Raw genomic sequence first — 24,349 nt, forward strand, 5'->3', positions numbered from 1 at the left:
ATGCACGCGATCGCCTCTGCTACCGGCTCTTGAATTCAGCGAGCAGCGCGCGCGCCACGCGCACATCGGTCAGTCCGTTTCCCTCACTGATCGCTTCACAGGCGGGTTGCAGCACGGCACAGGCATGATCGAAGTCGCCCGTCGATGCCAGGCGGCGCGCAAGGCTGATCGCCGCGCGAAGACCCGGAAAGCACGCGCCCTGCCGTTGTGCAACCATGACCGCTTCGCGAATGAACGCGAGCCCTTCTTCGCAGCGCGCAGTCCGCTGGGCCGCGAGCAATTCGCCTTTGAGCCGCAGCATCTCGGAGAGCTGAAAACGCCCGCCATGCTCATCGACAGCCGCGAGCGCCCGGTCGATCTCGACGAGCCCCGCCTCCCCTTTGCCGGCTCGGCCAAGCGCTTCGCCGAGCAGCGCGTTGAAGTACGGCAAGCCCATTTCCGCGCCTGTTGCGCTGATTGCCGCAATGCCCTCTCGCATCCGTTCGATGCCTTCGTCGAGATCGCCGGATTGCGCCAACGCCCAGCCCAGTTGAAACGTCCCCTGTGACAAGAGCAAGGGCAACGCGTATTCCTCACATACGGCGATCTCCCGTGCCGCCCACTGACGCGCCAGTTCCGGCTCACCGCGCAGCATATGCGCGAAGCTGCGCGTCCAGTACGCGAGAGCCGTCGTCAGCGGATGATCGAGTTCGTTTGCGAGCGCAAGCGTCTCGTCGGAAATCGACAGCGACTTGTCCGGATAGCCCCGCAGGCACTGCACGAGCGCGGTGAAGCACCGGCAGCACACACCCGGATCATGCCCGGAGTACTTGAAGGTCAGCGCATGATCCCGCTCGCGCTCGTACAGTGCGATCCCCTTTGCGCAATGGAACCCGGCCGCCGCGTATTCCCCCATGAAAAAGCTGTTCGTCCAGAACAGATGATGCGTTTCGATAAGCATCGAATGGTCGTGCGAGTCCGCCGTCAGCGCGGCGCAGCGGTTGCCGAGTTCGCGGGCGATTTCCGACTCGCCACGGATCATCCGGTACTGTCCTTCGCCTCGCAATACGGTGAACAACTCGCTCTCGTCACCCAGCTCCTCGCATAGCAAACGGGCCTGCGTATACGCGTCGAGCACTTCTTTGGCCGCCCAGCCCTTCGCCGCCATCATCGTCACGCCCAGGACCTTTTGATAGTCGAGTTCATGCCTGAGCAGCGCCGGCGTGCGAGGCAACGTCCGGATGATGTCGAGTCCCCGGTTCAGGTACTCGACCGTCTGCTGATACGCGGATCGCTGCAGCGCCTTGCACGCCGAGCGGTACAGGTAGTCGACAGCCTTCTCCCACAGCTCGCCCGCAAGCGCGTGATGCGCGAGGCGCTCGACGTGCTCGTCGAGACGTTGCGCGTGAAGCCGTTCGATCACCTCCACGAGTTGCACGTGCACCGATCGCCGCCGTTCCTTGAGCACGCTTGCATAAGCGACGCGATGCGTCAGCGCATGCTTGAACGTGTACTGCTGATGCGGCAGCAGGCGCGTCTGATAGAGCAATTCCGCCGCCTGCAACTCGCCCAGCAGGTCGTGCAGCCGTTCGCTTTCGAGCTGGGCCACCGGCTGCAGAAGATCGACCGCGAACTCCTGCCCGATCACGGCCGCCATCTGCAGCAGAGCCTTTTGCTGCGCGGACAGTCGATCGATCCGCGATGCCAGGACGGCGTGCACGGTCGATGGAATCTCGAATGTGTCGATGGTCCGAACCATCTGGTAGGCGCCCGTCTGACCCACCAGCGCACCGGCATCGACCAGCGCGCGGACCGACTCTTCGAGGAAGAGCGGCGTGCGGCCCGTGCGCTCGATCAGCCGTCTGCGTAGCGCCAATACGCCAGCGTCGTCTCCGAGCAGCGAGCGCAGCAGCAGGTCCGCGCTTTCGGCGGCAAGACTGTCCAGATGAAGCTGCGAGAAATAGCTCTTGCCGAACCACGTGTGCCCGTATTCCGGCCGATGCGTGACGAGCAGCAACACGCGCGCGGCGCCGATGCAATCGACGACATGATCGAGCACGGCTTGCGTGCCATCGTCGCTCCAGTGCAGATCCTCGACGACGACGACCAGCGGATGGTTCTCGCTTGTACGGATCACGAGAGAAGCGACGGCTTCGAGCGTGCGCTTGCGCTTTTGCGGCGGACTCGCGATCTCCCACTGCGGATCATCGTGCGGCAAGTCCAGCAGCGCCGCCAGCGCGGGACGCATCACCGCGAGTTCCGGGTCGACGGCCCCGATGCCCTGGCGCAGCCTGTCAGCCGCTTTGGCCAGCGTGTCGCGCTCGCCGATGCCGAACCACGTCCGCAGCAACTCGGCGACGGGAAGATAGATCGCGCTATTGTCGTGCGAGCTCGTACCCGTTTCGAGTGTCGTCCATCCGGATGCGCGTGCAGCGCTGACGAACTCGTGCACCAGACGCGACTTGCCCACCCCGGCTTCCCCGACGATCGCGCACACCTGCCCTGCGCCACGCGCGGCACGGCCGAGCAGCCCCTGCAAACTGGCCATTTCCGCATCGCGTCCGACGAACCGCGAAAGACCGCGTGCCGCGCGAGCGTCCCAACGAAGCCGCAGCCCGGACCTCGCGCGCAGTATGAAGATCTCGACGGAGGGCGCCGTGCCTGGCAGCACTCGCGCCCGATGATCCGCGAGTTCGATGAATCCTTCGGCGCACCGCGCGGTGTCGGCGCTCACGCCGATCTCGTCGACGCGCAGGACGGAATCGATCAGGTTCGCCAGTTGCGGCACGGCGCCCAGCGCATCGTAGTGCTGCGCCCGTTCGCTGCCGATCGTCCGCACGACGGCATCGCCGGAATGGATACCGATCCGCACGTCCAGAGGCCGCCCGACGACGGTCGGCATCGCGTCGCGCATCGCGAGCGCGGCATAGCACGCGCGCACCGCGTGGTCCTCCTGCGAGACGGGCGCCCCGAACAGCGCCGTCACGCCATCGCTTCGAAGCTGCGTCGTGAGGCCGCCGAACCGGTGGACGGCCTCGACCATCGTCTTCAGCACGGCGTCGACCCGCTCCAGCGCGAGTTCGGGGTCCATGTCGCCGATCGGCTCGCGCACGCGCGTGCAGAGCACGCTCAACGGTTTGCGCTCGGCCGGCGATATCGCCGCGTCGACGGCTTCACGCAAGCCGTGCGACGCCGCGCGTGGCTGCTCGGCCTGCACGACAGCAACGCCACCTGACGCGGCGGGCACGCTGTACCCATCCTGCTGGATGTCGGCCGCGAGGCGTTGCGTCCCTTCCGTGGGAACCATGCCGAGTTCGGCATTGAGCACGCGGACGCATTCCTGATATTGACGCATGGCAGCATCCCGGCGCCCCGCTCTCGCATACAGCCGCATGAGCGCCGCATGCGCCCATTCCAGCAATGGGTCCAATGCCAGAATTCTGCTCGCCGCCGCTATCGCGTGACTGGACGCGCCGGATTGCTCGTAAAGGCTGACGAGTTCGGCGAACACGTCCACCGCGCGCTCATGAAACCAGCGGCGCTCGACGGTCATCCACTGCTCGAACGGTTCTTCACGCAGACCAAAGCCATCGAGCAGCGCGCCTCGATAGAGCGCGACAGCCTTTGCCAGCGACTCGGCAGACCGCTCGCCCGAGAAGTGCGTGAACTGCAACGCGTCGACGTCGACAAGATGGGCGTCGAGCCATATCGCGTCCGGCTCCGTCTTCAACAGCGGCGAGGCGTGCGACAGCATCCGGCGCAGGCTCGACAGCGTCTGCCGCAAGCTCGCTCTCGCCTGCTCTTCGGCGCTGCGTTCCCAGAACACGCTTGCCAGCTGCTCGCGCGAACGCAGCATGCCCGGCGACAAGGCGAGGTAGGCCAGGATCGCCTTGCTCTTCTTCGTCGGAAAGTCCAGCGGCAGGCGCTCCCCGGCAAGGCGGATGTGCAAGCCTCCAAGGACTTCGATCGTGAGCCGGGTCATATCGTGCGAGAGATGAAGCGCTGCCTACAAACAGTTTACTTCGCGGCGCGCGATATTCACCGGACTTCACACAGGCCGGGCCGCTATTTTCATTCGATTTTTTTACGGCGATTTCACGCGGTCCCGCGCGCTGTTCACGGATCGATGACGTCCGCCAACGATAGTTGGATCGTGGCGATGCGGCCCGGCCAAGGTGGCCGGCACGTTCGAAGGGGACATCCCTGCGGCATCGGCACGGTGTGTATCGATGAATCGCAATTGAAGGAGATGTTTCAATGGAAATCACCACCGATGTGAACCAGATCGACGCCAACCGCTACGCAAAATGTATCGCTGCATCGAAACGCGTCCGCTGGGACATCGACCGCGACGTGATTCGCGGCCGATCTTTCGATTTCTCGAAGAAATTCCTGCCGGACGCGCTGTCGAAGGTCGATTCCCTCGCCTTCCTCGGCCCCGACGAACAACGCATGCTCAGCCAGGTTCAGGGCCGCACGTATGCAAACATGTTCGGCCTCGTCGAACGCTTCATTGCGGCCAAGGTACTGGAGATGAGCGGCCCGTACCGCCTTGGCGACCAGAGCGCCCTCGAAGCGCTCGTCCGGTTCAGCGACGAGGAAATCAAGCATCAGGAACTGTTTCGCCGCATCGAACGCATGTGCGCCGAAGGCATGCCCGCCGGCTACGCGTTCTTGCCGGAAGCCAACAGCGTGGCGTCGTTCGTCCTTTCGAAATCCACCTGGGCCGTGCTCGCGCTGACCTGTCACATCGAGCTCTTCGTGCTCGCGCACTATCGCGGCAGCATCGACGGCGACTCGAACGCATCCGAGCTGTGGAGAGACGTCTTTCTCTACCATTGGCGCGAGGAATCGCAGCATGCGATCCTCGACGAACTCGAATGGCAACGTGAAGACGCGCGGCTTTCGCCCGAAGAGCGCGATCAGGCCGTCGACGATCTGATCGAACTGGTCGCTGCCGTCGACGGCATGCTGCAAACGCAGGCTCGCGCGGATGCCGACTACTTTGCGACGATCTGCGGACGGCCTCTGACGATGGCCGAAAAAGAGTCCGTGCATGCAGGTCTGCTCGGTGCGTATCGGTGGCAATACATCGTTTCAGGTGTGCAGGAGCCGCGCTTCAGTCATGCGCTCGGCAGCATGATTACCCGCAACCAGGCGTCGCGGATCGAAACGGCGATGACGCCGATCATGAGCTAGCGCGCGCGCAAAAACGGGCCGCTGCCGGTGCAAAGAAATCGGCACGAAGGTCGGGCAAACGGAGCATGTGCGCCACCCCACGAATGCCGTTCAGTCGCTTGACTGAACGGCATTCTTTCGCGTTTCATCCGCTTACGCGAACACGCCCGGCACCGCCGACGACTCGTTGAGAATCGTCGTGCGATGCATGCGGCGGCGCTGTTCGGGCGAGAAATCGCTGATCGCGATGTGAATCGACGAGCAGTTGTCCCACATCACCAGGTCTCCTTCGCACCAGCGATGCCGATAGACGAACTCGGGCTTCATCATGTGCGCGAGCAGTTCGGCGATCAGCTCATCCGATTCGCTGCGTTCCAGTCCATCGATCGCCGCCGACAATCCCTCGCTCACATAGAGACACTTGCGTCCCGTCACGGGATGCGTGCGCACGAGCGGGTGCAGCACGTCGGGAAACTTCTCGTGCACTTTCTGGCGCTCTTCCTGCGAGAACTCGCCGCCGCGATCGCGCTTCAGCCTGGCCTTGCGCTCGACGCTCGCCGCATAGCTGTTACGCACCTTCAGGCCCTCGATGCGCTGCTTCATGTCATACGGCAACGCATCGTAAGCGGCCTGCGTGCTCGCGAAACACGTATCGCCGAGCGGCTCGCCGTTCGACTCTCGCGGCACTTCGAGCGCGTAGAGCAGTGAGCAGCGCGGCGGATTCGTCACGTAGCACATGTCGCTGTGCCACGCGCGTCCCGCGTCGGCCATGCCGATCGGCTTGCCGTCTTCGATGATGTTCGACACGACGAAAATTTCCGGATGACCCGGCAGCAGATACGACGCGATGCCATAGCGCTCGGTCGGCCCGAAACGCCGGCCGAACGCGATGTGCTGCTCCGGCGTGAGCCGCTGATTGCGCAGCACGATCACGCCGTATCGGTTGAAGGCGGCGTCGATTGCCGCGAATTGCGCGTCGGACACGCCGGCCGCGATATCGACTCCCATCAGATGATGGCCGAGCGGCGCCGACGCAAACGCGATGGGCTGATTCATGGTCTCCCGTCTCCTCGATAACACTCGATGCCGCGCATGCGGTCAATCGACCTTCGCACCGGAAATCCGGATCACGCGCGCATAGCGGGCCGTTTCCGACTGGATGTACTGCGTGAATTCGGCATACGCATCGCGGAACGCAAGGAGCAGCAGGCCGTGGCGATGATCGGCGCGAAGCTCACGCCGCAGAAAATCCTCACGCCCGACGCAATCGAGAATGCGCTGCGCGTGCTGCTCGCGACGGGCGGCTCGACCAACGGCATTATTCATCTGACGGCCATCGCCGGGCGCCTCGGCATTCGCGTCGACTTGCAGCGGCTCGATCGCATCGCCCGCGAAACGCCCGTGCTCGTCGATCTGAAGCCTTCGGGGCAGCACTACATGGAGGATCTTCATCGCGCGGGCGGTCTCACGACGGTGATGCGCCGCATCCGCCATCTGCTGCATCTCGATGCGTTGACCGGCAAGGGCCGCACGCTCGGTGAAGAGCTCGACGCCGCGCCCGCCGATTTTCCACAGGACGTCGTGCGTCCCGTCGACGACCCCGTCTATCCCGAAGGCGGCATCGCCGTGCTGAGCGGCAACCTCGCGCCGGGCGGCGCGATCATCAAGCGGTCGGCGGCGAATGCGAAGTTGATGGAGCACACGGGACGCGCAGTGGTGTTCGAGAACGCCGAGGACCTCGCGCGCCGCATCGACGACCCCGATCTCGACGTGACTGCCGACGACATCCTGGTGCTCAAGCAGATCGGTCCGCTCGGCGCGCCGGGCATGCCGGAAGCGGGCTACATTCCGATTCCGAAGAAGCTCGCGCGGCAAGGGGTGAAGGACATGGTGCGCATCTCCGACGGCCGCATGAGCGGCACAGCCGCCGGAACGATCGTGCTGCACGTGACACCCGAGGCGGCAGCGGGCGGTCCGCTCGCGATCGTGCGCAACGGCGACCGCATTCGCCTGAGTGTCGCGCAACGCACGATCGCGCTCGAGCTCGACGATGCGCAGATTGCGGAGCGCGTTGCCGCGCTGGCACCGCGTGCATTCGATCCGCACGAGCGTGGCTATCGCAAGCTGTTCATGCAGTCGATCACGCAGGCCGATCAGGGCTGCGACTTCGATTTCCTGCAAGCTCCCCGGATGACGACGATCGTTCCGCGCGGCTGACCGCGCCCGATGCTTTGCCGTACATCATCGCTTCAGGCGGACTTCGCCCGACGTAAATCGCATTGCGATCGAGTCTAAACGCCGGCTCGGCAATCGCCCCACCCTTGCCCAGTCGGCGGAATGTGCAGACGCACTCGAGGGGATAGCGCCGTGGCTACTCCCTCAAGCATTCGTCATCGCGCGATATCGTCGAGTGCAAGACCCGTGGTGCGCGGCCCGAACAGCGCGACCGCGAGCACGACGATCGTCATCGCGCCGCCGATGAAGGCGAATACCCCGCCGACGCCGAACTCGCGCAGGAAGAACGCGATGAAGAAGCCGACGAAGATCGACGACAGCCGGCTCCACGAATAGACGAAGCCCACCGCCCCCGCGCGCATGCGCGTCGGGAACAATTCGGCCTGGTACGTGTGCACGATCGTCGAGAGCCAGTTCACCACCAGCGTCTGCACGATGCCGACGGCGATCAGCCAGCCAGGCGCCTTCAGCATCGAGAAGATCACGCCGATCACCGCCACCGAGATCGCGCTCCAGACGAGTTGCCATTTACGCTCGAAGCGGTCCGCGACCAGCATCACGATGAACGGCGCGATCGGGTAAAGCAGCACGATCAGGAACGTGTATTCGAGGCTGCGCGTCACCATGATGCCCTTCGCGATGAGCAGCGTCGGAATCCAGCTGACGAAGCCGTAATAGCCGATGGTCTGGAAGAAATTGACGACGACGAGCATCAACGTGCGGCTGCGATACTGCGGGCTGAACGCTTCGCGCAGCGTGCCTTTTTGCTCGTCCGCTTCCGACGTTTCAGCGGGAGCGGGCAACTCCTTGCCGTATTCGTTGCGCACGCGCGCCTCGATCATCCGCATGACTTTCTCGGCTTCGTCGACGCGCCCTTTCTGCGCGAGCCAGCGAGGCGACTCCGGCAGACGCAGTTGCAGATACCAGACCAGCAACGCGCCCGCCGAGCCGAGTGCGATCACCCAGCGCCAGCCGTCGAAGCCGAGCGGCGCGATCGGCACGAGCACCCATGCGAGGAACGCGATCAACGGCGCGCAGATCTGCGCGACGCCGTACACGAGCCCGAAGGCCATTCCGCGCGCGTGACGCGGGGTCAACTCCGACACGTAGGAGTCGATGGTCACGTACTGCACGCCCACGCCGATGCCGCAGATCAGACGCCATACGTTGAGGCCGAGGGCCGTGTCCTGAAACGCGATGACGATGGTCGCGACGCAGTACCACAGCATCGACGCGGCGAACACGCGCCGCCGGCCGAAACGGTCCGCGAGACTGCCGAAGACGATCGTCCCGATGAACAGGCCGACGAACAGCGATGCAAGAAAACCGGCAAGGCCGTTCATCGCGAAGAAGGTCGGCGTGGTGGGCGTGAGGATGCCCGAGTGGAACAGGCCCGGTGCGATGTAGCCCGCGAAATACACGTCGTAAAGCTCGAAGAATCCGCCCAGCGCGACGAGCGTGAGCAGCTTCCACAGGGTGGCCGTCATCGGCAGACGGTCGAAGCGGGCGGTCACGGTGCCGGCGGTGACGGGACGTGACAAATAGTCCGCCATGTCAGGCGAGCCGACGACATCCGCGCCGATCGCCCTGTTCGGGGTGCTCATCGTGTCTTCCTCCTGTGCGGCCTGTCTCAATGGTCGCTATGGTCGAGCCCGCATCGTCGCGGGCATGAATGTCGGGATACTAATTATTCGCATGCGAGACACAATGATCGCGAGCGCCGTGCAACCAGGTTCCGTGACACGCGGCGCTTCCGTCCACTGGCCAGGCTGCGATTCCCTTTCAGTCGAAGTAGCGCCCAGTCTAGTGACGCGCACGATGGCCCACAATACTTGATCGTTGAATCAACGTCGCTTTGCTCGATCGTCGATGCGAGCGGCGCGCGACGATCGCCCATCGGCGCTGGCGCATGCAACAAAAACGGCCCTCGCGGGGCCGTTCATTCACGCGTCGTTCGACGAGGGCGGGATCGGGGATCGCAATCAGGCATTCAGTCAAGAATGCAACCGGTGCTGCAATCAGGTATGAGATTCCGCCGCGAGCATCGTGCCGTCGACGGGCAGCACGGCTGCCGCGCTATCCGAAGAAGCGGGAAGCGTCTGCAGATAATCGGCGCGCGGACGGATCAGCGCGCCCGACGTGCGCTGCTCGACGATATGGGCAACCCATCCCGCCGAGCGGCTGATGATGAACAACGCAAATGCGCTGCGCGGCGGCAGGCCCAATGCAATCGTCAGCAACGTCAAGCCGATTTCCAGACTCGGCAGACAGCCGTGCCGCGCGGCGATGTCGAGCGCCGCATACAGCGGCTCGACGGACGGATGACGGCCCGCGAGCCGCCGCACGACGTCGATCAGATAGCGGGCGCGCGGATCGCCTTCCGGGTACAGCGGATGATTGAAGCCCGGCAGGTTGCGGTGCGCCGCATAGTGCTCTTCGAAGAGCCGCTGCGCCTGAGCGACCGTCTTGCATGCGCGCAGCAGGTCTTCCGTCGCTTCATACGAGCGCGCGGACGTGAGCCCCGTTTGCGTGAGGATCGCGGCCGCCACGCATTCGCCGACATCGGCGCCCGCCGATGCGGCGATGCGCGCGACGAAGGTCGCCTGGGCGAGTTCGTGATCGGCGCACAGCACGAGGGCCGCATCGAGCGCGGCAATGTGCTGCGGCGAGACCGTCCCGCCCAGCACGGCAAGCAGCGTCGCGGACAGCCCGCCGCCCCGCTTGCGAGCCGACGTTGCCGCCGCGCCGTCGTGCGGCCGGCGCAGATGGCCGAGGCAATGCGCCATCGTCGCGATCATGCGGCTCGCCGCGACGAACTGCACATCGGACGAGCGCACGCCGCGCAGATGCTCGCTGCCGAAGCGCAGCGCGATGTCGGCGAAGAATCGCACGAGTTCACGCCGGGGCTGCAAGCCCGCCGTGCCCGGCCATGCGTCGGCGAAACGCAGCGTGCGGGCACACGGTTGCCAGGACAACGTGACGTCGTCGCCCGTATTCCACAGCGCTTTGACGACGGCTTCGAACGTCTGCCCGTCGCGGGCCATGTCGAGCGCCGCCACGCCGCGATAGCGCGGCCCTTGCGCGGTGATCTCCGTGAGCGTGCTGGAAATGATGGGCTCACCCCAGCGCATCGCGGCGGCCGCGACGGGCGCATGACCGCTGCGCGCATCGGCGCGCGACTTCATGCGCTCGACGTCCTGGCGCGCGTACAGGCGACGTCCCTTGTCGCCTTGCGGCACGCTGCGTATCCAGCCGCGGCTGACATAGGCATACAGCGTTTGCAGCTTGATCTGCAGGAGCGCGAGCGTTTCGGCGCGCGTCAGGTAATCGCCGGGCGCGTGCGCGAGCGCCGCTGCGCCGTCTTGTCGGTTGCGTTGCACCTCGATCTCCTTGCCGGCGCAAGGGCGCCGTACGGGGGCACAGTGACCGACAAGATAATCGAATGCCTGAGCGCTCACAATCCGGTGATGCCAGTAGCCATATGCAGTCTCACGCTCCCGCTATACAGGAACGGGCGCCTGCGCCCGGTACGTCCTGGGAATGCCCGCCTTGGGCACCTGTCCGTACATCGGCTCGGCGGGCACGCCTTCGTGAAGCAGATCGCGCGCGGCGATCAGCCTTTCCAGGTCGATGCCCGTGTCGAAGCCCATGCTCTCCAGCATGAACACGAGGTCTTCGGTGACGATGTTGCCCGACGCGCCCGGCGCGAACGGGCAGCCGCCGAGGCCCGCCAGCGCCGAATCGAAAGAGCGGATGCCCTCTTCGAGTCCGGCGAGCGCATTCGCGAGCCCGAGCCCCATCGTGTCGTGCAGATGCAGCTTGGTCAGCTTGTCGCCGATTTCCGCGCGTACCGCCTTGACCATCTTTCGCACTTGCGCGGGATTGCCGTAGCCGACCGTATCGGCGAGCGCGACGGCATCGACGCCTGCTTCGGCCAGCGCCACGGCCGTTTCGATCACTTTCTCCAGCGGAATGACGCCGTCGATCGCGCAGCCGAACGCAGTCGCGCAGCCGGGCTCGATCGCCATCGGCCGCTCCTGTTCCCTGACCCATTCGACGATGCGGCGCACTTCCGCGACCTGTTCCATCGTGCCCTTGCGCGTGTTCGACCGGCTGTGGCCCTCGCTCACCGAGACGGGCACGCCGACGCCGTGCGCACCCGCCGCATACGCCGCCTGCGCGCCGCGCAGATTGGGCACGAGCGCCATCACGCGCAAGCCCGGCTGTTGCAGGGCCGCCTTGACGATCGCTTCCGTGTCCGCCATCTGCGGCACGAGCTTCGGCGGCACGAAACTGCCGACTTCGATCTCGCCGACGCCCGCCTGTGCGATTGCCGCGATCCAGCGCGTCTTCAGCTCCGTCGGCATGATGTCGTGCGCCATCTGCAAGCCGTCGCGCGGCCCGACTTCGCATACCGCCACTTTTTCTCTCATTTCACCGCTCCTTCAGATAGTTCGTTCAGGTGGCCGATGCGCTTGCCGGCGCAACCAGTGTAATCGGCACAATTGGCGCAGTCAGCGCAGCACGCCCGCTTCCGTCAAGGTTTCGATTTCATTCGCATCGAGCCCCAGCAGCTCGCGGAACACGTAGTCGTTATGTTCGCCGAGACGCGGCGGCGGCGCGAAGTCGCCGCGAAAGCCTTCGCTGTCGCGCCACGGCAGCGCGATGTTGCGCGAGCCGTCGGCAAGCTCGGGAAACAGCCCGCGCTCCGCGAAATAAGGGTCTTCGATCACGGCGCCGATATGCCGCGAACGCGCCGCCGGCACGCCGCGCGATTGCAACGCGTCGAGCGCCCGTCCGGCCGGCTGGTCCGCGAGCCACGCGGCCAGCAGATCGTCCGCTTCCGAACGATGCGCGGCGCGGGCCAATGCGTTTGCAAAGCGCGAGTCCGTGGCGAGTTCCGGCTTGCGCATCGCGTCGCACAGCGCGCGCCACTGCCCGTCGTCGCAAACTGATACGGCAAGCCACGCGTCGTCGCCCGCGCAGCGAAAGCATCCGGACGGCGCGGCGCTCCATTCGCGCGCGCCGCTCGCGGCGGGCGCATCGCTGCCCAGCGCTTCGCGGAACAGCAACTCGGGCAGCAGCGCGACGGTGCTCTCGAGCATCGAAAGATCGATGAAAGCGCCCTCGCCCGTCACGCGCCGGTGGCGGATCGCGGCGAGCACCGCGCAGCATTCCCACAGCGCCGTGATCGGATCGGTCCACGCAGGCAGGATGCCCATCGCCTCGACCCGCTCGTTCGGCGTGCCGATCACGCTCGCACGGCCGCTGTAGGCCTGCAACAGGGAGCCGTAGGCGAGCGCGTCGCGCTGCGGTCCCTCGCGGCCCGTGCCGGACGCGGAGACGAAGATCAGATCGGGCCGGATCGCGGCCAGCGTCGGATAGTCGAGCCCGAACTTCGTCAGCACGCCATTCGAGAAATTCTCGACCACCATGTCGCTCTGCGCGATCAGACGGCGCAACAGCTCCGGCCCTTCCGGCCGGCTGAGGTTGATCGTGCAACTCTTCTTGCCCGCGTTCACCACGGCCCACCACGGCTGACGCTGCGTGTGCTCGCGCCGCGTCGACGATTCGATCTTGATGACTTCCGCGCCCATGCCCGCGAGCATCTTGGTGGTCATCGGGCCGGCCAGCACCCAGCTGAAATCGATGACGCGCAGGCCCGACAATGCCGCCCTTTTCGTTTCGCTCATCACACCACTCCCTGCTGGCGCAATGTTTCCATTTCACCCGGCGACAGCCCGAGACGTCCTTCGAAGACCGCGCGATTGGCCGAGCCCAGGCGAGGCGAGACCACGCTCCGCGCGCGCGGCAACTCGGCGCCCGACTGCGTGCGCAAGCTGAACGGCAAGCCCGGCATCGACAGCGGTGCGCTGCGCGTCCCTTCCCAGCTATCGAAGAAGCGGCGCGCGTTCAACTGCGCGTTCTCGAGCAGATCGCGCGCGCCGCTCACGGGGAAGCACGCCACGCGCGCCGCCTGCGCGCGCTCGAACACATCCGCGCGCGTGTGCTCGCGCGTCCACTTCGACATTTCATCCTGAAGAATCATCCAGTTTTCGTTGCGCGCGCTACGTTCGCCGCACAGTGCCGCATCGCGCGACCACGGCGGATTGCCGAGCAGCTCGACCCAGCGTTCCCACTGATGCTCCTCGCGCGGCGAAATCATCACGAAGCCATCCTTGCAGGGCAACAGCCAGATCAGCCCGCCCGCAACTTCGGTGCCTTGTAGTTCCTCGCGGCGGCGGCTGAAGGTGCGCTCGCCGCGTCCGTAGTCGGCGACGGGTTCGATCAGCAGATGCGCGATGACGTCCAGCTCCGCGCATTCGATGCTGCGGCCCTCGCCGTTCACCTGCGCTTCGAGCAGGCCCCACAACGCGGCGTTCGCGGCCGCGACGCCGGTGGCGAGCGCGACTTCGCGATCCGCGCAAGCGACGGGCGGCTGCTCGCGGGGCGCATGGACGGGCCGCGCCTGATGGAACGCGTAACCCGCATGATGCGTGAGCGTGAAATCGGTGAAGGCGGCGAGCGTATCGGCATTCGATTGTGCCGTCGATGCGCCGCGCGCGGGCAGCGTGCCGAACGGCGTGACCGCGAGCGTCACGAGCGAAGGCTGGATCTTCCTCAGCGTGTCGCCGTCGAGTCCGAGTTCGACAAGGCGCGATGCATGCGCGGACGTGATCAGCAGATCAGCCGATTCGACAAGGCGATTCAGCAACGCGGCGCCCGTCGGACACGACGGATCGAGCGTCGCGCTGTCCTTGCCGTGATTCAGATAGGCGAAGAGTGCCGCATCGTCGCCGTAGGACGCGTTGGGCGCGAACGGGCCGGCGCGCCGCAGCGGATCGCCTGCGCCGGGCGGCTCGAGCTTGAGCACATTGGCGCCGAGATCGGACAGCAGACGCGCGCAGAACGACGCCGACATCGAGCCGTTCCATTCGATAATACGCACGCCCGCAAGCGGCGCTGCAACGCGGGCGCCCGTCGGCGCGGCCGACGCACGCGACGGCGTAACGGATGTGGCGGACATGACCGACATCACGGAGGCGGCGCTCACGCGGCCTCTTCGAGAACGGCGGGATCGAACGGATACGGCACGCGCGCGCCATGCCGCAGCGGCAAGACGACCGTCGCGGTGCCCGGCGTGCTTTCCTTGCCGTCCTGATTGCGCAGGCCGATCTCCAGATGCACGACGCCATATCTGCCGCGTTGCTCGCGTCCCGTCACGCGGCCCCAGGCGGTAATGACATCGCCCGGCACGTTCATCCCGCGAAACTGGAACTGGAGCTTCCATGCCCAGCCGCTTTCGCCGACCCAATCGGTCAGCAGTTGCAGCATGATGTGCTGCTTCCACGAGCCGTTGACCATCACGTCGGGCAGCTTGTCGTGCTCCGTCGCGAATCGCCAGTCGTAGTGAATGCGATGCCAGTTCTCCATCGATGCGGACCAGCGCATGATATGCGCCGTGGTCATCGGTCCCTTGACGATCTGCGGAATCTCCATTCCGATCTCGACATCTTCGAAACATGGTGCGGCCATGACAGTCCTCGCCTAGCGCATGATCTGCGTATTGGTGACCTTGAGCAGCTTCTCGCCGGCCTCGGTCGTGTAGGTCTCTTCGATGATGACGAACACCATCGGACCGCTCTTGCCGTCGCGCTGCACGATGTCCTTGTAGCGCGCCTGGCGCAGCACCTTCTCGCCGACGCGCGCATAGCGATACAGCTCGTATTCGTAGCCGCCATTGAGGTCGCGCGGCAGTTCCACTTCGACCGCGGGCAGGCCGCTGAAGCTGCGGCTCAGTCCGTCGTAGTTCGGCCTGTTCATGTCGTCGAGGGGATCAGGCGACTCCGCTGGCCGGCGAAACGCATGCACCGGATAGCCCGGCGGCGCGACCACGTTGCCGTAGCGGCTCGTCGCGGCCCAGTCTTCGTCCCAGTAGCGACGCGCGTCGTCCATCGTCGCGTGATGGAAGCGGCGCACTTCGCTCGCTTCGACGGGGTGTGTCGAAGCAACCCAATCGGTCTGCGCGCCGATGATGGCTTTCACCTTGTCGGTGATGTACTCGTTGCTCACAGATGTCTCTCCTCTATCCCGGCTGTCGTCGGCGAGAAGATGCAGCACGCGCTGTGCTGCATCGGCGAGGCCAGTCTAGGTGAGCATCCGTGCAGCGCACAATACTTGATCGTTGAATCAACGTCTTCTCACGATTCGTTCGATCGACTATCGTCGGTGTCATGCCGCAATGGCCGGCCTCCGGCCTCGTTTGCGAGCCGCTGCATCACATTGACGAAGGGAGACATGGCGATGGAACCGATGCGCTACGACGCGAGCACGCTGCGTGACTACGCGCGCAAACTGCTGTGCAAGGCGGGCCTCGACAACGGATATGCCGAGGACGTTGCGCGCACACTCGTCGAAGGCGATCTCATGGGCCACGATACGCACGGACTCGCGCTGCTGCCCGCTTACCTCAGTCAACTCGAAGCGGGCACGATGACGCGCGACGGCAAGCCCGAAGTCGTCTCCGACCGTCTCTCGACCTTGCTGTGGGACGGCCGCCGTCTGCCAGGACCGGCGCTCGTTCATGCCGGCATCGATACGCTGATTCCTCGCGTGCGCGAGTTCGGCAGCGCGACGCTCGTCATTCGCCGCAGCCATCACATCGCGTGCCTTGCCGCGTATCTGTTGCGCGCCACCGATTCGAATCTCGTGATGATGCTCGCGAGTTCCGACCCTAGCGTGCAGAGCGTCGCGCCCTTCGGCGGCACGCGCCCATTGTTTACGCCGAATCCGATTGCGCTCGGCGTGCCGACTTCGACTACACCCATGCTGATCGATATTTCGTCATCCGTAACGACTAACGGCATGTGCGCGCGGCGCCATCAGAGCGGCCAACTGTTCGACGAAGCCTGGATGCTCGATGCGCACGGCGAGGCGACACGCGATCCGGGCGTGCTGTTCGCCGATCCTCCCGGCACGATCCTGCCGCTTGGCGGATTGTCGGCGGGTCACAAGGGATTCGGTCTCGCATTGCTGATCGAGGCGCTCACGGGTGGACTCGCGGGGTTCGGCCGCGCCGACCCTGCCGAAGGTTGGGGTGCCATCGTGTTCATGACGCTGTACGATCCGAATGCATTGGGCGGCATCGACGCGTTGCAACGGCAAATGGACTGGCTCGGCGATGCGTGCCGCAGCAATCCGCCGCGCGTCGAGCATGATCCCGTGCGCCTGCCCGGCGACCGCGCGATGGCCCGGCGCGCCGAGCAGCTCGCGCATGGCGTGCGGCTGCACGGCACCATCGTCGGGCCGCTCGAAGCATGCGGCGCGCGATACGGCGTGCCGTTCCCTGCTGCGCACGCAAATCTGCATGGAGTGGTGTGATGCAAACGAATACGGCATTCGAAGCGGGAACACCTGCCGCTGCCGCCGCATCGCAAGATCCCGTCATCCGGCTGCATCCCGCTGACGATGTCGTGATCGCGCGGCATCAACTCGTCGCGGGCATGCGTCTGAGCGATGGCGTCACGGTGCGCGGGCTGATTCCCGCTGGGCACAAGGTCGCGGTTCGCGCTGTCGAAACCGGCGCACCCTTGCGACGCTACGGGCAGATCATCGGATTCGCGACGCGTTCCATTGCGTCGGGCGAGCACGTGCATACGCATAACCTCGCGATCGGTTCGTTCGAACGCGACTATGCATTCGGCGCCGACATCCGGCCGACCGCGCACGTGAGGCCGGCCGCGCAATTTCAGGGCATCGTGCGCAGCGATGGGCGCGTGGCGACGCGCAACTACATCGGCATACTGACATCGGTGAACTGCTCGGCCACGGCCGCGCGCGCAATCGCCGATCACTTCCGTCGCGACATCAATCCGCAGGCGCTCGCCGACTATCCGAACGTCGATGGCGTCGTTGCCCTCACGCACGGCCAGGGCTGCGCAGTCGACGCGAACGGCGAGGCGCTCGATGTGCTTCGGCGCACGATCGGCGGTTACGCGCGTCATCCGAACTTCGCGGCCGTGCTCATCGTGGGCCTGGGCTGCGAGACCAACCAGATCGACGGACTGATGCAGGGGCAAGGCCTGCAAGGAGGCGCATCGCTGAAGACGCTGACGATCCAGAGCAGCGGCGGCACCGCGCGCACGGTGGCCGCGGGCATCGAACAGATCGAGGCCATGCTCGTCGACGCGAATCAGGTACAGCGTCAGCCCGTCGACGCGAGCCATCTGATGGTGGGCCTGCAATGCGGCGGCTCGGATGGCTACTCGGGCATCAGCGCGAATCCCGCGTTGGGCGCAGCCGTGGACCGGCTCGTCGCGCACGGCGGCACGGCGATTCTCTCGGAAACGCCGGAGATCTATGGCGCCGAACATCTGCTCACGCGTCGCGCCGTGTCGCAGGCAGTGGGCGAAAAGCTGATCGCCCGCATCCGCTGGTGGGAAGCGTATTGCGCGCGAATGGATGCGAGCCTCGACAACAATCCGTCGGCGGGCAACAAGGCGGGCGGGCTGACGACGATCCTCGAAAAGTCGCTTGGTGCAGTGGCCAAGGGCGGCACGACGAATCTGGTTGACGTCTACCGCTATGCCGAGCCGGTCGATGCGCGCGGCCTCGTGTTCATGGACACGCCCGGCTATGACCCCGTCTCCGCGACGGGACAGGTCGCGGGCGGCGCGAACCTGATCTGCTTTACGACGGGACGCGGATCGGCGTATGGATGCGCGCCGTCGCCATCGCTCAAGCTCGGGACCAACACGGCGCTCTGGCAGCGGCAGCAGGAAGATATCGATCTGAACTGCGGCGCGGTCATCGACGGCACGCGTAGCGTCGATGAGTTGGGCGAAGAGATTTTCCAGCTGATGCTCGCGACCGCTTCCGGCGAGAAGTCGAAAAGCGAACTGCATGGCTACGGCCAGAACGAGTTCGTGCCGTGGCAACTGGGGGCGATCACCTGAGTTTGGCTGCTTTGTTTGCGGCCACTGTCATGTGAGCCGACTACGGATCGGCCTGAGCGAAAGCAGCTTTCCCCGGCATTCGCACCGCGCATCCGCCGCAGAGCGAATGCCGCTTGCCATTTCCCGCTCAACGCGCGATGGGATCGAGGCCCGTCTTGCGCACCGTCGGCTGCGCGGCCGGCGAAGCAAGAAACTGAAGCAGAGCACGCGCCTCTTCGGGATGTTTCGCGCCGACGGGAATGCCAGCCGCGTAACGCGTCACCGACTGCATCTCCTCAGGCACCTTGCCGACGAAGTCCACGCCCGGCACAGGCAGCAACTCGGCGACCTGCTGGAAGCCAATCTCGTCGTCACCGCGCGCGATCACCGACGCAACCGGGATGCGTTCAATCATCTTCGCCTTCGGGCCCGCCTGCTCTTCGATGCCGAGCTTCTTGAACATCTCGTTCTTGATGTAGACACCGCTCGCGCTGTCCGAATACGCGATGGACTTTGCATGCAGAAGCGTCTGGCGCAAAGCATCGACAGTAGCGATATCGGGTCTCGGCGCACCCGCGCGCACGACCATGCCGATGCGCGAATCCGCCAGTTCGACCCGAGAGCCTGGGATGACCTTGCCGTCCTTGATGAGACCATCGAGCGCATAGCCGACCATGATGACGACATCGGCAGGCTCGCCGTGCGCGAGACGATTCGGGATCGCTTGTGGCGACTGCCCCATCGACGGCCCGAGAATCGTATCGAGCGTGTTGCCCGTCTGCTTCGTGAACGTGGGTCCGAGCGCCTGATAGGCGGCCGTGAAGCCGCCTGACGTCATCACATGCATTTCGGCCGCGTGTACCGTCATGCTGGCGCATGCAGTGGCGGAAACGAAGGAAAAGGCGGCGAGAGTCGGGCGAACAATAGTCTCATCTTGGGCACGATCCGGGAGTTTGAGAGGTGTGAGAGGTGCCCCACATTTGACCGCACGTCGCTGCCGGCGCGCAAGGCGACTTCGGTTAAATCCAGCGTTCGGCATTGTTGACAATAAACAAACCCATAAGTTAGTGTTTGACAGGTCAGACGTTCATTCGTCGCTCTTCGATTCCATCGACTGCCATGACCAGTTCCAATCTGCCCGGCGCCTTTGAACTCTTGCAACGCCATTCGCTCGCGATGCTCGTGCAGGAGAGTCTCGAGCACAGCATTCTTTCGGGCGAGCTTGCGCCCGGCGAAAAGCTCAATGAAGTGGAAGTCGCCACGCGGCTGAACGTATCGCGAGGCCCCGTGCGCGAAGCTTTTCGCGCGCTCGAACAGGCTGGCCTGCTCAAAACGGAAAAGAACCGTGGCGTGACGGTGCGGGTCGTTTCGCTGCGCGAAGCACAAGAGATCTACGAAGTCCGCGCGATGCTCGATGAGTCCGTCGCGCGCTGGCTCGCGAATCACATGACGCCTGAAACGCTCGACACGCTGAAAGGCATCATCGCCGCGATGAAGGCCGCGAAGAAAACACGCGATCTCGCGCGCTATACAGAACTGAACATCCAGTTGCACGATGCGATGGTCGCGGGCGTCGGCAATCAGCATCTGATCTCGACGTATCGGCATCTCGTGCGACAGCTCGGCCTGTTGCGGCAGGCGGCGATCGAAACGGACCAAGGCGCGCTCGGTGAATCCGTCACCGAACACGAGAAGATCGTCAATGCGCTGGCTCGCGGCGAAGAAGAACACGCGGTCGCGCTCGTGCGTGAACACGTCGCGCACGGTCTCGCGAGGATGCGGCGCGCGCATGAGCGCTGGGCCGAGACTGTTAGTCAGGATCGAGCGTCGGTTGCGGGGTCTTGATCGGCCATCTTATGCGCCAGCTTATGTGCGGCCACAGAAATTGGCCGCACGAATGATGGCCCGAATGAACTGATATCGAAAGACCTCGACGCTTCGAAGACCCCGCTACCTCGAAGATCTCGCACGATCACGCGCGCGAAATCTTCGAGCGTCGCCGCGTGTTCTACGCAACCGCTTTCGGCGACACCTGCGCGATGCCCATTGCCTTCAGCGTATCGGCGATGGCGGCGACCGCGCCGGGAATGCCCGTCTTGCCGAAGTGCCCGATGCATCCGACGCGGAACGTTTCGATCTGCGTCAGCTTGCCCGGATAGAGAATGTATCCGCGCTTCTTCACCTCCTGATAGAAGGTCTTGAAGTCGTAGGCGGGATCGTCGGGCGCATGGAACGTCACGATGATGGGCGCCTGGATCGACTGATCGAGAAATGGCCGGAAGCCCAGCTTGCCCATGCCTTCGATCAGCGCGCGACAGTTGCCCGCATAACGCGCGCCTCTCGCTTCGAGACCGCCCTCCTCGTTGTACTGCGCGATTGCCTGATCGAGCGCGGCGACGACATGCGTCGGCGGCGTGAAGCGCCATTGCATCGTGCGATTCATGTAGACCCATTGATCGTACAGGTCCATCGCGAGCGAGTGGCTATTGCCTTCGCAGCGCTCCAGCGTGCTGCGCCTCACGATCACGAAGCCCATGCCCGGCACGCCTTCCAGGCATTTGCCCGACGCGGCGACGACGGCATCGAACGGCGTTTGCCGCGCGTCGATATCGATCGCGCCGAAGGAACTCATCGCATCGACGATCAGACTGCGTCCGTGCTTCGCGACCACCATCGCGATCTCGTGCAGCGGATTGAGCACGCCCGCGCCCGTTTCGCAGTGAACCAGCGCAACATGCGTAATGCCCGGATCGGCGGCGAGCGCGCGGTCGATGTCGGCGGGCTTGATCTGCGTGTCTTCCGGATAGTCGATGGTCTGATGACGCCGCCCCAGCGCGCGGCAGATCTTCGCGATCCGCTGGCAATACGCGCCGTTGTTCGGCACCAGCACATGACCGTGGCGCGGAACGATCGTGCCGATCGCCGCTTCGACGGAGAACGTGCCGCTGCCCTGCAACGGCACGCACTCGTGCGTCGCTTCGCCGTGCACGATGCGCAGCGTCTCGCGGCGAATGCGCGCGGTGATTTCGTTGAAGTCGCCATCCCACGATCCCCAGTCGCGCAGCATCGCCTCGCGCGTGCGGTCGGATGTCGTGAGCGGACCGGGAGTGAGCAGAATCGGTTGGCTGGACAGGTTCACGTGAGCTCCTTGATAGACGCGGTGAAAGTACGATTCAGCCACGGCGCGCAGTGCGCCATGCCTGGGTTCTACGCAACACGCCGTGCGACACGCCGGCGAACAGCAGACATGCAAACGAAGCCGTCACGAGCACGAGCGTCGCCATCGCGGCGGCCGGTCCGATCTGTCCGGCGTCGTCGAGATTGAGGATCGCGACAGATGCAGGCTGCGTGTCAGGCGAATACAGAAACGCGACAGCCGACACCGTCGTCATGCCGTTGACGAACAGATAGCGCGCGATCTGCAGGATCGACGGCAGGCACACGGGCACCGTGACGCGCCAGAACGTCTTGTAGAAAGGCACTTTCAGCGATGCGGAAACGGCTTCGAACTCGTTGTCGATTTGCCGCAACGCGGTCACGGCCGTCAGATGACTCGACGAGTAGTAGTGCACGACCGTCACGATCGCGAGCAGCGCCAGCGTCCCGTAGAGTCCATTGAGCGGATTGGCGGGCGCATTGAAGAGAAAGATGTAGCTGATGCCGAGCACGAGCCCCGGCACGCCCATCGGCAGGATCGCGCAGAGATTGATGAAGCCGCGCAGCCAGCGCGGACCGCGCGTCTTCTCGACGAGATACGCGCCGCCGAACACGATCGCCGTGCCGCCGATCGCCACGCACGCCGCCATCTTCAGGCTGTTCTTGTACGCATCGAAAATGCCGGCGGCGATCAGGCCCATCTTGTAGTGCTGCAAGCCGAGGCTCATCTGATACGGCCAGAACTTGACGAACGATGCGAACACCGAAATGCCCACCACGGCCATCATCAACAGGCACACGACGGCGCAATACGCGAGCATCGCCATGTCGAAGCCGCGCGACGGCTTCGGTTGGAACGGCGTCGAGCGCGCGCCGAGCTGCGACTGCTGCTTGCGGCGAATGAAGAAGTCGACGGCGAATGCAACCAGCGCGGGACACAGCAACAGCAGGCTGACCACCGCGCTGCGATTGAAATCCTGCAAGCCGATGATGAGCTTGTAGATATCCGTCGACAGCACCGTGTACGGTCCGCCGATCACGACGGGAACGCCGAAGTCGTTGATGCAGATCGTGAACGACACCATCGTCGCGCTGATCAAGCCGTACTTCGCGCCCGGCAGCGTGATCGTCATGAACTTGCGCAGACGGCGCGTGCCCATTGCGTCGGCGGCTTCGTAAAGGCGTCCGTCGGATAACGACAGCGCCGTCACGAGAATCATCAGCACGTGTGGAAACGCTGCATAGACGAGGCTGCATACGATGCCCGAGAAACCGTAGATCGAGTGTCCGTGCAGCAGCGGCTTCAGGATGCCCGAATTGCCGAACCAGTAGATGAAGGACACGGCGGACAGCAACGTCGGCGCGAGCAACGGCAGCAGCGCGACGGTGCGCACCGCGTTTTTCATCGGCATGCACGATCGTGTGAGCGCATAGGCGAAGGTGAACGCCATCGGAATGACGATCGACGTGACCGTGCAGGCGACGGCTACAGAGTGAAGCGCCGACGTCCACACAGCACTGTTCGCCAGATAGCCGCTGAAGTTCGCAAGCCCAATGAAGCGCCCGTCCGCATCGACGAAGCACTTGCCGATCACGAGCGCAAGCGGCAACAAAAGGAACACGGCGAGCAGCGCGCACATCAGCAGAAGCGCAAGCTGCCCGATCCGGTCATGCCAATGCGTGATTTGCCGCACTTCGGCGTGCGTTTCGTCGCCGCCACGGCGTTCGATCAGAACGGCGCTCATTGCAGACGCTCCTTCGCGGCCGTGAACACGCACACGTTTTCGCGATTGATGGCGAGATCGAAGCGCGCGCCCGTTTCCAGACCCGTGCGGCGCATCTCATGAAACGATAGATCCGCGACGATCTCCTGCCCGGCCAGCCCGTCGACCTTGAAGCTCACGCGGCAGAATGCGCCGAGAAATTCGAGCTTTTCGACGCGGGCGGCCAGCAGGTTGTCGGGCGCGCCGCCTGGCATGCGGATGTGAATGTCTTCGGGACGCACGAACGCAGAAACCTTCGAGCCCGGCGTGGGCTGCGCGGTGCCGCATCCATAGCGCAAGCCGATCTCGCCTGCCTTCAGCGTGCCGTCAAGCATCACCTCGGCGGGAATCATGTTGACCTTGCCGATAAAATCCGCGACGAAAGGCGACGCGGGCTCGCGATAGATTTCATGCGGCGTGCCGATCTGCTCGATCACGCCATGATTCATCACGACGATGCGATCGGCCATCGACAGCGCCTCTTCCTGATCGTGCGTGACCATGATCGTCGTGACGCCGAGGCGCTGCTGCAACTGCCGGATTTCCTGGCGCAGCCGCACGCGCACGCGCGCATCGAGCGCGGACAGCGGCTCGTCGAGCAGCAGCAGTCCCGGTGAAGTTGCAAGCGCACGCGCGAGTGCAATGCGCTGCTGCTGGCCGCCCGATAGCTGGTTCGGATGCTTGCGATGCGCGTCGGGCAAGCCGACCAGCGCGAGCAGTTCATGCACACGCTCGGCAATCGCTGCGCGCTTCATCTTGCGATTCACGAGACCGTAGGCGACGTTGTCGAAGATCGTGAGGTTCGGAAACAACGCGTACGACTGGAACACGATGCCGTAGTCGCGAAGCTGCGGCGGCAGACGCGAGATGTCGCGGCCGTCCTGCATGATACGGCCGGTGCTCTGCGTCTCCAGTCCCGCGATGATGCGCAGCAACGTCGTCTTGCCGCATCCCGATGGCCCCAGAAAACAAAGCATCTCGCCCTTCCTCACGCCGAGATCGATATCCGTCAGAACGGGCGTGTCGTTGAACCGCTTGGAAACCTGCTGCACGCTCAAATAGGCTGTCATCTGTTCCTCCGCCTTCGCTGCTTCTGCCTGCATC

General features: G+C 64.6%; 17 protein-coding genes and 1 pseudogene. 5 read left to right on the plus strand and 13 right to left on the minus strand.

Features of this window, described 5'->3' with window-relative positions; genetic code table 11:
* Positions 1-19: 19 nt before the first annotated feature.
* The gene (locus tag VSR68_RS31995; protein WP_342943619.1) at positions 20-3,961 is read right to left on the minus strand and encodes an AAA family ATPase; all 3,942 of its coding nucleotides are present in this window, start codon (positions 3,959-3,961) and stop codon (positions 20-22) included.
* A 275-nt stretch (positions 3,962-4,236) separates the two neighbouring features.
* Here VSR68_RS31995 and VSR68_RS32000 point away from each other — a divergent pair, with 275 nt between their 5' ends.
* On the plus strand, positions 4,237-5,178 hold the full coding sequence (locus tag VSR68_RS32000; RefSeq protein WP_342943620.1) for a hypothetical protein: 942 nt from the start codon (positions 4,237-4,239) through the stop codon (positions 5,176-5,178).
* Positions 5,179-5,310: 132 nt separating this feature from the next.
* Here VSR68_RS32000 and VSR68_RS32005 read toward each other — a convergent pair whose 3' ends face one another.
* Positions 5,311-6,213: a TauD/TfdA family dioxygenase gene (locus tag VSR68_RS32005; RefSeq protein WP_342943621.1), complete on the minus strand. Its 903-nt coding sequence runs from the start codon at positions 6,211-6,213 to the stop codon at positions 5,311-5,313.
* A gap of 123 nt (positions 6,214-6,336) precedes the next feature.
* On the opposite strand from VSR68_RS32005, the pseudogene VSR68_RS32010 reads away from it, so the two are divergent.
* Positions 6,337-7,374 (plus strand): annotated as a pseudogene (locus VSR68_RS32010) (dihydroxy-acid dehydratase); the annotation flags it as partial.
* A gap of 173 nt (positions 7,375-7,547) precedes the next feature.
* Here the strand turns inward: VSR68_RS32010 and VSR68_RS32015 are convergent.
* The 7 genes from VSR68_RS32015 to VSR68_RS32045 all read right to left on the minus strand — a co-directional run bounded on the left by VSR68_RS32015 (position 7,548) and on the right by VSR68_RS32045 (position 15,465).
* Positions 7,548-8,996: an MFS transporter gene (locus VSR68_RS32015; RefSeq protein ID WP_342943622.1), complete on the minus strand. Its 1,449-nt coding sequence runs from the start codon at positions 8,994-8,996 to the stop codon at positions 7,548-7,550.
* 414 nt (positions 8,997-9,410) lie between these two features.
* Complete coding sequence (locus tag VSR68_RS32020) at positions 9,411-10,772, minus strand: citrate/2-methylcitrate synthase (protein ID WP_342943623.1); 1,362 nt, start codon at positions 10,770-10,772, stop codon at positions 9,411-9,413.
* Between the two features lie 120 nt (positions 10,773-10,892).
* Entirely contained in the window at positions 10,893-11,825 is a 933-nt protein-coding gene (locus VSR68_RS32025; RefSeq protein WP_342943624.1) for a hydroxymethylglutaryl-CoA lyase, read from the minus strand.
* Positions 11,826-11,906: 81 nt separating this feature from the next.
* Entirely contained in the window at positions 11,907-13,085 is a 1,179-nt protein-coding gene (locus VSR68_RS32030; protein WP_342943625.1) for a CoA transferase, read from the minus strand.
* Positions 13,085-14,446: a CaiB/BaiF CoA-transferase family protein gene (locus VSR68_RS32035; protein WP_342943626.1), complete on the minus strand. Its 1,362-nt coding sequence runs from the start codon at positions 14,444-14,446 to the stop codon at positions 13,085-13,087. Before VSR68_RS32035 ends, VSR68_RS32030 begins: the two co-directional genes overlap by 1 nt.
* Positions 14,443-14,928, minus strand: coding sequence for an acyl dehydratase (locus VSR68_RS32040; RefSeq protein ID WP_342943627.1), 486 nt, complete (start codon positions 14,926-14,928; stop codon positions 14,443-14,445). The genes VSR68_RS32035 and VSR68_RS32040 overlap by 4 nt, the downstream gene beginning before the upstream one ends.
* Positions 14,929-14,940: 12 nt before the next feature.
* Complete coding sequence (locus VSR68_RS32045; protein WP_342943628.1) at positions 14,941-15,465, minus strand: FAS1-like dehydratase domain-containing protein; 525 nt, start codon at positions 15,463-15,465, stop codon at positions 14,941-14,943.
* Positions 15,466-15,690: 225 nt separating this feature from the next.
* Here VSR68_RS32045 and VSR68_RS32050 point away from each other — a divergent pair, with 225 nt between their 5' ends.
* Both VSR68_RS32050 and VSR68_RS32055 read left to right on the plus strand, forming a co-directional pair.
* Positions 15,691-16,773 (plus strand): Ldh family oxidoreductase, encoded by a 1,083-nt coding sequence (locus VSR68_RS32050; RefSeq protein ID WP_342943629.1) that lies wholly within the window; start codon positions 15,691-15,693, stop codon positions 16,771-16,773.
* On the plus strand, positions 16,773-18,347 hold the full coding sequence (locus VSR68_RS32055; protein ID WP_342943630.1) for an altronate dehydratase family protein: 1,575 nt from the start codon (positions 16,773-16,775) through the stop codon (positions 18,345-18,347). The genes VSR68_RS32050 and VSR68_RS32055 overlap by 1 nt, the downstream gene beginning before the upstream one ends.
* 127 nt (positions 18,348-18,474) lie before the next feature.
* Here the strand turns inward: VSR68_RS32055 and VSR68_RS32060 are convergent, their stop codons facing one another.
* Entirely contained in the window at positions 18,475-19,194 is a 720-nt protein-coding gene (locus VSR68_RS32060) for a substrate-binding domain-containing protein (RefSeq protein WP_342943631.1), read from the minus strand.
* A 251-nt stretch (positions 19,195-19,445) separates the two neighbouring features.
* Between VSR68_RS32060 and VSR68_RS32065 the strand changes: the two genes are divergently transcribed.
* Positions 19,446-20,171, plus strand: coding sequence for a phosphonate utilization associated transcriptional regulator (locus VSR68_RS32065; protein WP_342943632.1), 726 nt, complete (start codon positions 19,446-19,448; stop codon positions 20,169-20,171).
* A gap of 163 nt (positions 20,172-20,334) precedes the next feature.
* Here the strand turns inward: VSR68_RS32065 and VSR68_RS32070 are convergent, their stop codons facing one another.
* The 3 genes from VSR68_RS32070 to VSR68_RS32080 are packed head-to-tail and all read right to left on the minus strand — an operon-like array spanning position 20,335 to position 24,315.
* The gene (locus VSR68_RS32070) at positions 20,335-21,465 is read right to left on the minus strand and encodes a 2-aminoethylphosphonate--pyruvate transaminase (RefSeq protein WP_342943633.1); all 1,131 of its coding nucleotides are present in this window, start codon (positions 21,463-21,465) and stop codon (positions 20,335-20,337) included.
* A gap of 34 nt (positions 21,466-21,499) precedes the next feature.
* Positions 21,500-23,227, minus strand: a complete 1,728-nt coding sequence (locus tag VSR68_RS32075) for a putative 2-aminoethylphosphonate ABC transporter permease subunit (RefSeq protein WP_342943634.1) — start codon at positions 23,225-23,227, stop codon at positions 21,500-21,502.
* Entirely contained in the window at positions 23,224-24,315 is a 1,092-nt protein-coding gene (locus tag VSR68_RS32080; RefSeq protein ID WP_342943635.1) for a putative 2-aminoethylphosphonate ABC transporter ATP-binding protein, read from the minus strand. Before VSR68_RS32080 ends, VSR68_RS32075 begins: the two co-directional genes overlap by 4 nt.
* Positions 24,316-24,349: the final 34 nt, after the last annotated feature.

This window comes from Paraburkholderia phymatum (assembly GCF_038900715.1).
GTDB lineage: Bacteria > Pseudomonadota > Gammaproteobacteria > Burkholderiales > Burkholderiaceae > Paraburkholderia > Paraburkholderia phymatum_A.